9 protein-coding genes and 1 pseudogene are annotated in these 10722 nt (G+C 60.6%); 9 read left to right on the top strand and 1 reads right to left on the bottom strand.

Features of this window, described 5'->3' with window-relative positions; genetic code table 11:
- Window positions 1-257: 257 nt before the first annotated feature.
- Complete coding sequence (locus BMX92_RS26000; protein ID WP_093022435.1) at window positions 258-1049, bottom strand: dienelactone hydrolase family protein; 792 nt, start codon at window positions 1047-1049, stop codon at window positions 258-260.
- Between the two features lie 424 nt (window positions 1050-1473).
- Here BMX92_RS26000 and BMX92_RS25995 point away from each other — a divergent pair, with 424 nt between their 5' ends.
- The 9 genes and pseudogenes from BMX92_RS25995 (at window position 1474) to BMX92_RS28545 (ending at window position 10673) form a co-directional block, all read left to right on the top strand.
- Complete coding sequence (locus tag BMX92_RS25995) at window positions 1474-2385, top strand: ROK family protein (protein WP_093022432.1); 912 nt, start codon at window positions 1474-1476, stop codon at window positions 2383-2385.
- Window positions 2385-3668: an extracellular solute-binding protein gene (locus BMX92_RS25990; protein ID WP_093022429.1), complete on the top strand. Its 1284-nt coding sequence runs from the start codon at window positions 2385-2387 to the stop codon at window positions 3666-3668. Before BMX92_RS25995 ends, BMX92_RS25990 begins: the two co-directional genes overlap by 1 nt.
- Entirely contained in the window at window positions 3665-4711 is a 1047-nt protein-coding gene (locus tag BMX92_RS25985) for a carbohydrate ABC transporter permease (RefSeq protein ID WP_093022426.1), read from the top strand. Before BMX92_RS25990 ends, BMX92_RS25985 begins: the two co-directional genes overlap by 4 nt.
- The gene (locus BMX92_RS25980) at window positions 4711-5598 is read left to right on the top strand and encodes a carbohydrate ABC transporter permease (RefSeq protein WP_093022423.1); all 888 of its coding nucleotides are present in this window, start codon (window positions 4711-4713) and stop codon (window positions 5596-5598) included. The genes BMX92_RS25985 and BMX92_RS25980 overlap by 1 nt, the downstream gene beginning before the upstream one ends.
- A 3-nt stretch (window positions 5599-5601) precedes the next feature.
- Window positions 5602-6693 carry an ABC transporter ATP-binding protein gene (locus tag BMX92_RS25975; RefSeq protein WP_093022420.1) on the top strand — a complete coding sequence of 364 codons (1092 nt, stop codon included), beginning with the start codon at window positions 5602-5604 and terminating at the stop codon, window positions 6691-6693.
- Window positions 6694-6763: 70 nt separating this feature from the next.
- The gene (locus BMX92_RS25970) at window positions 6764-8233 is read left to right on the top strand and encodes a glycoside hydrolase family 32 protein (RefSeq protein WP_177185277.1); all 1470 of its coding nucleotides are present in this window, start codon (window positions 6764-6766) and stop codon (window positions 8231-8233) included.
- A complete protein-coding gene (zwf, locus tag BMX92_RS25965; RefSeq protein ID WP_093022414.1) occupies window positions 8230-9687 on the top strand; it encodes a glucose-6-phosphate dehydrogenase in 1458 nt (485 codons plus the stop codon). The genes BMX92_RS25970 and zwf overlap by 4 nt, the downstream gene beginning before the upstream one ends.
- Before the next feature lie 70 nt (window positions 9688-9757).
- On the top strand, window positions 9758-10102 hold the full coding sequence (locus tag BMX92_RS28550) for a hypothetical protein (protein ID WP_371262543.1): 345 nt from the start codon (window positions 9758-9760) through the stop codon (window positions 10100-10102).
- Window positions 10095-10673 (top strand): annotated as a pseudogene (locus BMX92_RS28545) (dihydroxy-acid dehydratase). The gene BMX92_RS28550 and the pseudogene BMX92_RS28545 overlap by 8 nt, the downstream one beginning before the upstream one ends.
- Window positions 10674-10722: the final 49 nt, after the last annotated feature.

The following is a 10722-nucleotide window of genomic DNA, read 5'->3' as shown; positions in this document are numbered from 1 at the left end:
TTATGACAACCATCGTCCGCATTCACGCCTTGCAGGGAAAACCCCAGGCGAGGCATATGGGCAAATCGGCGCTTCAAATCCTGGGGGGCATGCCCCCAAGGATTTGATCACCCAAATGGCGGCATCAACAACAACCAGGATGAGCTTAACTTAGCCGCCAACCTGTCAAAGAAGGCGAGGCCACCTCATTGTTTGAGTGCCTGCACATTCTGCGAGGATTATGGAGAGGGGGCTGTCGCAGTGAGAAAGACGCTTTATCAGGGTGTCCATTGAGACGATAGGTCGCCATTTTGGCCGCGCTGCTCTCCTCGAAAAGCTCTCCTGTACAGTCCAAGTGTCAGATTGAGCGCTACTGACAACAATTCAGGATCGTAACGATGCCCCTCATCGCGAAGGAATGCGTGTTGCGCATTGAATTCGTGCCATTCATAGGATGCGCCGACCGCCTCCAGCCGCTCCTGAATGACAATTCGGCCGGAATAGGGAATGTGGGGATCCTGGCGGCCCCAGACAAACATCGTCTCAGCTTTAAGGTCCTGCATTCGCGCCAGACTGTCGTCGCAACTGCCATGCCCCAGGCTACCGGAATGGATATCAGTCGCGTAAAAGCAGGCCGCAGCCGAGACACGAGGATCCAGCGCTGCGCGATACGCGAGATGTCCCCCGAGACACACACCAAAGGTGACGATCCTACCATCGCAGGCGGGATGTTGCAGGAGAGCCCCGATAGCTGCCTCAGCATCTGCGTCATAGCTCGCCAGCGGCTTTGCGTATTTAAGGCAGTTGCCGCGCTCTGTCCCGTCCGAATCATAGTTCAGAACCGCCCCCACGGGCTCGAATTCATGGAATACCTCCGGTACGGCAACGACATAGCCATTGCCAGCCAGCATGGCCGCCAATCTGCCGATAGGCCCCGTCACCTGATAGATCTCCGAGAAGAGCAGAACGCCCGGAAACCGCCCTTCGGTCGCGGGGCGAAACAGGTGCATCTGCATCAACCCACCGCCGGGGGTGACGACTTGCATTTTCTCATCACTGCGCAGGATCATGTCATACCCCCTTCATCGGACTGTAGAGCGCCGTATAACCGCAAAATGTCGACGTCGACAATTTTGAATTGACGACGTCGACAGGTTGGTTCAGAACGCAACCTATAGCCGATATCGACGGCATAGGAGAACCTGCGGAGATGGGCGATGGTGGAGCTTCGGCTTTCCTCGCATCCGCTCTCGCCGGGCGCAAGGGAGAGGATCAGATGCTGTCATGTTGCACTCACGCAGACCTAAAAGCCGACTCTGATGAGGGTCTCCCTCTCCGCAATTCGGTGGCGGTCCGTTGTCGTCGAGATGTGGCCTCGATGAGCTCCCCAGTTCTCGACCACTGATTGTTTGCGACCCATCTCGCAGGAGGTGGCTTTGTCGCGACGCAACCAGCGCCCAGCTTTCCCCTACCACGAGTTGATAGCATCCACCCATGTCCAACAACGCAACCTACGCGGCAGTCGAGGCCGGAGGCACCAAGTTCATCTGCGCGCTTTCCGGAGCGGATGGCAGCATCCTCGAACAGATTACTTTCCCGACGCGAACGCCGGCGGAGACATTTGGCGACATGAAACGCTTCTTCGTCGGCGCTGTCGACAAGCACGGCGCGCCGATTGGAGCAGGGCTCGCTTCGTTTGGCCCGATCGAACTCGACCCGGCCGCCCCCTCCTTCGGCCAGATCGGCGCAACGCCTAAAGCCGGCTGGACCGGGGCAGATATTCTCGGAACCCTGGCAGAGATAGCCGGGACGCCCGTTCTGCTCGACACCGACGTCAATGCGGCCGCGTTGGGCGAGTCCCGTTGCGGCGCCGGCCAGGATGTCGACGACTTCGCCTATGTTACCGTGGGAACGGGCATTGGCGTGGGGATCATGCAGGGTGGCCGAGTGCGTCAGGTATTCCCGCATACCGAGATGGGCCATATGCGCGTGCCGCGCGCGCAGGGCGACAGTTTCGAAGGCGGGTGTCCTTTCCATGGTGATTGCCTGGAAGGGCTCGCTTGTGGCCCGGCCATGGCGGCTCGATGGGGCCTGCCCGCCGAATCCCTTGACGAAGATCACCGCGGCTGGAAATTTGCCAGCCACTATATCGCCGCACTGTGCGTCAATCTCACCTATAGCCTGCGCGTCCAGCGCATCCTTCTGGGTGGCGGCGTGATGAGCCCCAACTTCCTGATCGATCGGGTGCGAGCTGATTACACGCGGATGATGGCTGGCTACGCGCTTGGCTCACACGCAGCAGACGCGCAATCCTTCATCGCACGGCCTTTGCTGACAGACCCCTCTCCCGCGCTTGTCGGGGCGATAGAAATGGCCCGCCGGGCTGCTGATGCAGGCTCAGCCTGATGCGCCGCTCGCCCATCATGTTCAGCGCCATGGTGCTGCTCACGGCGTCATGCGGTGAAAAGCCCGTGGACACGAGGGCGAACCTGCATCTTTGGCAGCACCAGACGGGCCCTGAGGAACACGAGGCCAATAAGCAGTTGATCGCGCGGTTCAACGCCGGACATCCCGACTTAAAGATACATGCGCAGACAATTCCGCAGGGCTCATACCCGCAGTCGGTCATGGCCGCGGCCATGGCGGGACGCCTCCCTTGTGTGTTGACGGTCGACAGTCCGATGGTGCCGGCATTTGTATGGGCCGGTCACATACGACCGCTTGACGACCTCATTGATCGTAATGCCTTCGCGGAAATCGCGCCCGCGGGTCTGGGCCGATATAATGGGCATATCTACGCGGTCGGCCAATTTGACGCCGCACTCGCAATCTTCACCCGCCGATCGACGCTCGCCCAGGTTGGCGCTCGTATACCCACCGTCCAGCATCCATGGACTCGTGAAGAGTTCGACGGGCTCCTTGGAAAACTGAAGGCGACCGGCCGATGGCAGGTGCCATTGGATCTGGGTACGCGCGAGCCCAACCCCAACTGGTGGACATATGCCTATAGCCCGCTGCTTCAGAGTTTCGGCGGCGACCTCATTGATCGCGGTGCGAACCAGACAGCGCAAGGCGTGCTCAACGGCCCTGCCGCGCAGCAATGGGCCGTCTGGTTTCGATCGCTGTTCGTCAATGGATTTGCGAGGCGACAGGAGCCGGATGACCAGAGCTTGCTGCACGGACGCGTCGCAATGGCCTATACCGGGAACTGGCGTGCGCCCGACCTCGAAAAGGCGTTCGGCAAGGATCTCCTGATCCTGCCTCCCCCTGACCTTGGCCATGGCGTCGTGATCGGCGGCGGCAGTTGGCAATGGGCGATCAGTTCCACCTGCAAGAGCCCAAAAGAGGCAGCGAATTTCATACAGCATGTGATCCGCACCGACGAGATCGCCGACATGGCCTCGGCGGCCGGCATGATCCCGTCGACGGAGGCCGCAGCCGAGCGCACGAGCCGTTTCCGACGCGGCGGCGATTGGCGTGTCTTCTTCGACCTGTCCCGTGCTTACGCGCAGCAGCGCCCATCAACCCCAGCGTTTACGACCATCTCCAACGCCTGGTATCGCGCCGCACGGGATATCATGGACGGCACAAATCCCCGCGATTCCCTGGACGATGCCGTAGATGAAATCGACCAGTCGATCCAGGATAACGGTGGTTTCGCTACGGTAGCGAAAGGAAAATCCCGATGAGACCGCAGTGGGCAAACAGAGGCGCGCTGGCGTTTCTGTTCGGAACGCCAGCCATGCTCGGCCTCATTGGCTTCCTGGTCGTTCCGTTCCTGATGGCCATCGGCCTGACGCTGACCAATCAGAAGCTGCTTTCGCCGCAGGACACCCGCATCGTCGGATTATCCAATTACGAGCGCCTGTTGGGGCTCACGATGATCCGGCAGGACTCCGTGCTCGGTGTGAACGGCGATACTGGTTTTGAGCGGGTTCGCGACGTAACCCGACGCACTCCCCGCCTCCATGGTTACAAACCCCTTGGCCAGGCTGAGTTCGGATCGACGCGGTTGGTGTTGCTGGCGCGAGACCCGATTTTCATCCAGTCGTTGCTCAACACGATCCTGTTCGCAGTGATGGTGGTGCCCTTGCAATGCAGCCTGGCTTTGGCGCTTGCACTGTTGGTCAACGCAGGCCTGCCGGGGCAACGCCTTTTCCGCACGGTCTATTTTTCACCGGTCGTTATGTCGATGGTCGTGGTGGCGGTGATTTGGGCGTTCCTGTTCAACCGGGACCTGGGGCTCATCAACCAGTTCCTGAGCTGGGCGACCTTTGGGAAATTCCAACCGGTCGACTGGCTCGGCAACCCCGCAACCGCAATGCCGGCCATCGTGATCATGTCGGCATGGCAAGGCGCCGGCTTGCAGATGCTCATCTTCCTTGCGGGCCTGCAAGCCATTCCAAAGGAGCTTTACGATGCCGCCCGGATCGATGGCGCCACAGCCTTCCAGCGCTTTCTCCACGTCACGCTGCCGGGCCTTTCCCGAACGATCGCCTTCGTCATCATCATCACCACGATCGCCGCTTTCGGCTTGTTCACCCAGGTGGATGTGATGACGCAGGGAGGCCCAGCCAACGCCACGAGCACGGTCATGTTCTATGCCATCGAACGAGGCGTACGCGGTCAGGATATCGCCTACGGCTCGACCATCACGGTCGTTTACTTTGTCCTGATCGCCACGCTTGCCCTCCTCCAGCAGCGCTTCTTCGCGCGTCGGGCAGGCTCGTGATGAAGCCGCCGCTCAACAGCAAAACAGCGGCACAGCGGATCGCCACCTATGCGATCGTGCTGCTCTTCGTGGTGATCTTCGTGTCGCCGTTCCTGTTCATGCTCATGGCCTCGTTCAAGCCCAATCAGCAGATCTTCAGCGACCTGAGTTCGATACGCGCCTTTCTGCCGGTCGGCTCGATATCTCTGCAGAACTATCGGGACGTAATCGGCTCGTCAGGGATCGGGCGCTTTGCCCTCAACTCTGCCTTCATCACGATCGTGACGGTCTGTGCCGGCCTCTTCGTAAACAGTCTGGCAGCCTTCGCGCTGGCGCGTCTTGAGTGGCGCGGCAAGGGCATGGTTCTCGGCCTGATCGTCGTTCTGCTGATCATCCCCCTGGAAGCGATCGCGGTGCCGATGATGCTTATGGTGGCCTATCTGCCCACTCTGGGCTTCGAGGGGGGGCTGTCGATACAATGGTCCTGGCTTGACACGCGGCTCGTCCAGATCGTCCCGTTCGTCGCCAACGCCTTCTCGATTTTCTTCTTCTACCAGGCGTTTAGCGACATCCCGCGGGATTTCGATGAAGCGGCCTATGTGGATGGCGCCACGCCCTTCCAGGTATACCGACACGTGATCGTGCCGCTCTCCGGAACCACCTTCGCCACAGTCGCCATCATCCAGGGTCTGGCTGCATGGAACCAGTATCTATGGCCGGTGATCGTGGTGCCCAGCGAGGGCGCCCGTCCACTGATGGTCGGCCTGCAACAATTCTTCAGGTTCCAGACCGAGTGGGGCGAGGTCATGGCCTATGCCACCCTCGCGACCCTTCCAGTCTTCCTCGCATTCATCTTCTTCCAGCGGTGGTTCGTCCAGAGCGTGATGGGCAGCGGAGTAAAAGGATAAGTCATGCCGTCACAGGTTGAACTATGCGACGTCCAAAAAGGCTTTGGCGAAAGGCAAATCATCAAGGGTGTGAACCTGCTCATTCAACCGAGCGAGTTCATCGTGCTCGTTGGTCCTTCGGGATGCGGCAAGTCGACCCTGCTGCGCATGATTGCCGGGCTCGAGTCCGTCGATACAGGAGAAATCCGCTTCGACGGCGCCCCGGTCAATGACCGAAGGCCGGCCGAGCGCAATGTGGGAATGGTGTTTCAATCCTACGCGCTCTACCCCCATATGACGGTCGAGGAGAATGTCGCGTTCGCGCTCAAGATTGCGCGGGTCGACGCAGCTGAGCGCCGCCAACGCGTAGATGAAGTGCTCGACGTGCTTCAACTCTCGGCGCTGCGAAACTCGCGTCCTAGCCAGCTCTCGGGCGGGCAACGCCAGCGGGTGGCCATCGGCCGTTCGATCGTCCGCAAGCCCGCCGTTTTCCTGTTCGATGAGCCCTTGTCCAACCTGGACACCGCACTGCGGGTTCAGATGCGGCTTGAAATCAGCCGGCTACACCACAGGCTTCGCAATACCGTGGTCTATGTGACGCATGATCAGGTCGAGGCCATGACGCTGGCAGACCGGATTGTCGTGCTGGAAGCCGGGACGGTGCAACAGATCGGCCCGCCGCTCGAGCTTTATGAGCGGCCGGCGAACAAGTTTGTCGCGGGATTCCTCGGCACACCGCAGATGGGGTTCCTTGCGGCAGAAGCCGTCGGACATGGCGCGGATGGTCTCTCGGTTCGGATATGCGCATCAGGAGTGACGCTACCGTTCCGTGGGCAAGGATCGCGGCAAGGCAATGTTACGATCGGCATTCGTCCCGAGGACTGTACCTTGTGTGCGCCCGAACAGGGCCATCTGGCCGGCGAGGTTCTGCAGGTTGAACGGTTGGGCAGCGACACCTTCGCATTCGTTGAGGGCGGCGGCGAGGCGCCGGTGGCAGTACGCGTGGGGGCGGATCGCGACGTGCCGGCCGGCAGCCGTGTCGGTGTGACGTTCGACCCCGCACGCTGCCATCTATTCGATGACAGCGGCGTCACTTTGCCTCCGCACACCGCCTAGGCCGCGTCGAGCGAACCCGACGAACATATTCAAGTCCGGCTCGGCCGGTCCAACAGCACTGGAATTCAGCATGACCGCAATCGACCCGGCACCGATGGATTACCGACCGGATTTTCATTTCACGCCGCAGAAGAACTGGATGAACGACCCGAATGGCCTGGTCTATTTCGAGGGGGAGTATCATCTTTTCTTTCAGTATAATCCCCACGGCAAGGACTGGGGCCATATGAGCTGGGGCCATGCCGTCAGCACGGACCTGGTGTATTGGCAGGAACTGCCGATCGCCATGCCCGAGCGAGAGTTCATGATATTCTCAGGCTCGGTGGTCGTGGATTGGTCCAACAGCAGCGGACTGGGCGATGGAAGCGCGCCGCCGCTGGTCGCCCTTTACACTGCGTATTGGCAAACCTCCGAGCGCCAGTCGCAACACCTGGCCTATAGTCATGACCGCGGCCGCACATGGATCGAATATCCCGGCAATCCGGTCCTCTGCCTTGAGATGGAGCATTTCCGCGATCCCAAGGTCTTCTGGCATGCCCCGAGCGACGCGTGGGTCCTGGTGGTCGCACTGTCCCGCGAGCACAAGGTTCAGGTCTACCGTTCAACGGATCTGATAGTGTGGGACCTCGCCTCGGAATTCGGGCCCGCAGGCTCGACAAGCGGCCAATGGGAGTGCCCGGACCTGATCGAGGTTCCGATCGAAGGAACGTCGGAGACGGCCTGGGCGCTCAAAGTGGATGTGGACAAGGATCTGGTGTGTGGAGGCTCGGGCGCGCAAGTCTTCGCCGGCGCCTTCGACGGTTACAATTTCACGCCCTTCCCCGGCCAGGAGGCGCAGATTGTCGATCTGGGACCCGACTTCTATGCCGCGCAGAGCTGGTCTGATCTGCCGGAAGGCACGTCTCATCCAATCTGGATCGGATGGATGAGCAATCATCTGACCGGCAAGGATTACCCCACACATCCCTGGCGCGGCGCGATGACCCTCCCTCGCGAACTGTACTTCAAGATGGAGCAGCAACTTGTGCTGGCCCAGCGCCCCGCTTGCCTGGCCCGACGCAGCCTGCCGGAACATGCGATCATCGGCACGCTGGCCGGTGGCCAGCGGCTTCTGCTTGATCGAGATGACGCGCCGTTCCTGGGGCAAATTGTCTTCACCGTGGGCGCCCGCACGCATGGAACATTGTCGCTCGCGGTCGCCGGAGATGACGACAGCGGTATCCAGATCGCGCTGGATTTTGATGCCCGTGAGATCCGGCTGCGGCGCGGGCGCCATCCTGCGCTCCCCGCCGATGCGTTTGCCGCGGCGTCAGCCAGTGCGATGCCACCGGGCGATGAATTCAGCCTCAGGATCATCATCGACCGGTCCTCGCTGGAGGTCTTTGTGAACGACGGCGCGCGCGTTCTGACGGCCTGCTATTTCCCGATGGGGAAGGCGCGCACCGAATTGACGACCGATGATGGAGCGCTGATTGTGTTCATGTCACCGGTTGACGATGGTGCCTATGCCGAGCCTATTCTGACAGAAAATCCGGTGTGAGGCAGGTGGCCGGCAAATTGCTTCTGTTCGGCGCGACCGGGGACCTGGCGCAGCGTATGCTGTTGCCGTCACTATACGGCCTCCATGCGGACGGGCTGCTCCCGGAAAAGCTGACCATTACCGCCACGTCACACCTGGATATGGATGAAGAAGGGTACAGACGCTTCGCGGCCGCAGCACTTAGCTCCTTCGTTGCGCCCGGGCGAAAATGCGCGCTTGCCGTCAGCGGATTTCTTGACCGCCTCCACTATTCTACGCTCGATGCGACCGATCCGGACGGGTTTGGGCAGCTATCGGAGAAGGTGGGTTCGACAGACGAGGGATTGGCGATCTTTCTTTCGACAGCGCCCTGGCTGTTCGGCCCGACGATCAAGGGATTGAAGACCGCGGGGCTTGCAGGAGATGGCGTCCGGATCGGGCTGGAGAAACCCCTGGGCAACGATCTGGCGTCCAGCCGTGAGATCAATGACATCATACTCGACGCCTTCCCGGAGGACCGCACCTTTCGCGTCGATCACTATCTCGGCAAGGAGACAGTGCAGAACATCCTCGCACTCCGGTTCGGCAACTCGTTGTTCGAACCGGTCTGGAATGCGCAGGGCATTGATCACGTCCAGATAACCGTGTCCGAAACCGTGGGGCTGGAAGGTCGCGCGGGCTATTATGACAAAGTCGGATCGCTGCGAGACATGGTGCAGAACCATATGCTGCAGCTTCTCGCCTTGATCGCCATGGAGCCGCCAGCCCGCTTCAACGGCGCGGCGATCCGGGACGAAAAAGTGAAGGTTCTTCGATCGCTCAGACAGATCTGCGCCAGAGACGTGGCGACGCATACCGTCACGGGACAGTATCAACCTGGGGCCATCGACGGCGAGATCGTCGCCGGATATGCGCAGGAACTTGATTGCCCGTCGGATACCGAGACTTTCGTTGCTATAAAGGCGCATGTCGACAACTGGCGATGGCGAGGTGTCCCCTTTTACCTGCGCACGGGGAAGCGCCTGCCTGAGAGGCGATCCGAAATCGTCGTGAGGCTCAAACCGGTGTCTCACTCGATCTTTGAGGAACGCGGCGCCTCGCTTTGTCCCAATACCCTCGTGATCCGTCTTCAACCGCAAGAATATGTCCGGTTCCTTGTAATGGCAAAGCAGCCGGGGCTCGACCGTGAGGGGGTGCGGCTCCAGGAGGTGCCCCTCAACCTCAGTCTCGATGATCAGTTCGCGCAGTCTCCCCGCCGCATTGCCTATGAGCGGCTCCTGCTCGATCTCATCGATGGCGATCCGACCCTGTTCGTGCGCCGAGACGAAATCGAAGCACAATGGGAGTGGGTGGATGCGATCCGCGAGGGCTGGAAGGCCCATGACGTCCGACCAAAACCCTATGCCGCCGGCGCCTGGGGGCCTTCTGCCGCCATCGCCCTGACAGAACGCGACGGCATCACGTGGCACGAGTGACGCTCTCGCTGCGTGATGGGCCAACCACATTGACCAGCTGACAGCAGCCTAACCCTTAAGCGAGATTGCGATGGCGAACATCCACTCCGAGATCACCGCGGTCACAGATCGCATCATCGAAAATTCGAAGGTTCGGCGCCGGGAGTATCTTGCGCTGATCGAGGCGGAAAGAGAGGCAGGAAGCGACCGGTCGCAGCTCGGGTGCACGAATCTGGCCCATGCCTATGCCGGCACGGACGATCAGCGCGAAGAGCTCAAGGCAGGCAATCGCATGAATATCGGCATCGTCAGCGCCTATAATGACATGCTTTCCGCGCACGCCGTCTATTATCGCTACCCGGAAATGATCAAGCTGTGGGCGCGCGAGGCCGGTGCCACGGCGCAGGTACGCCGGCGGCGTGCCAGCAATGTGTGATGGCGTCACGCAAGGCTATCAGGGCATGGAGCTATCGCTGTTCAGCCGCGACACGATCGCGCTGTCCACGGCGGTCGCTTTGTCTCATCGCACCTTCGAAGGCGCTGCGCTGCTCGGCATCTGCGACAAGATCGTGCCCGGCCTGCTGATGGACGCGCTGCGCTTCGGCCATCTGCCGATGCTGATGATCCCGGGCGGTGCGATGCGCACCGGCATCGCCAACAAGGACAAGGCGCGCGTCCGCTAGCTTTATGCCGAGAACAAGGCAACGCGTGACGAATTGCTGGATTCCGAAATCGCGGCCTATCATTCGAAAGGCACCTGCACCTTCTACGGCACGGCCAACTCGAACCAGATGATGATGGAAGCGATGGGCCTGCACGTGCCTGGCGCGTCCTTTCCCAATCCCAATACCAAGCTGCGTCAGGAACTGACCCGCACAGCGGTTCTTCGTCTTGCCGCGATCGGGTGGAACGGGGACGACTATCGTCCCATCGGACATGTCGTCGATGAAAAGGCCATCGTGCTTCTAGAGTCGGATGACATCAGATTGATCCGTATCCGGAATTGATGAGATATTTGCGGCATTCTGCGGGACTGAAAGCATCGAGCAGCGATCC

The sequence above is a fragment of the Sphingobium sp. YR768 genome (genome assembly GCF_900111125.1).
In the GTDB taxonomy this organism is placed as follows: Bacteria; Pseudomonadota; Alphaproteobacteria; order Sphingomonadales; family Sphingomonadaceae; genus Sphingobium.
This window is presented reverse-complemented; position numbering and strand designations above follow the sequence as displayed.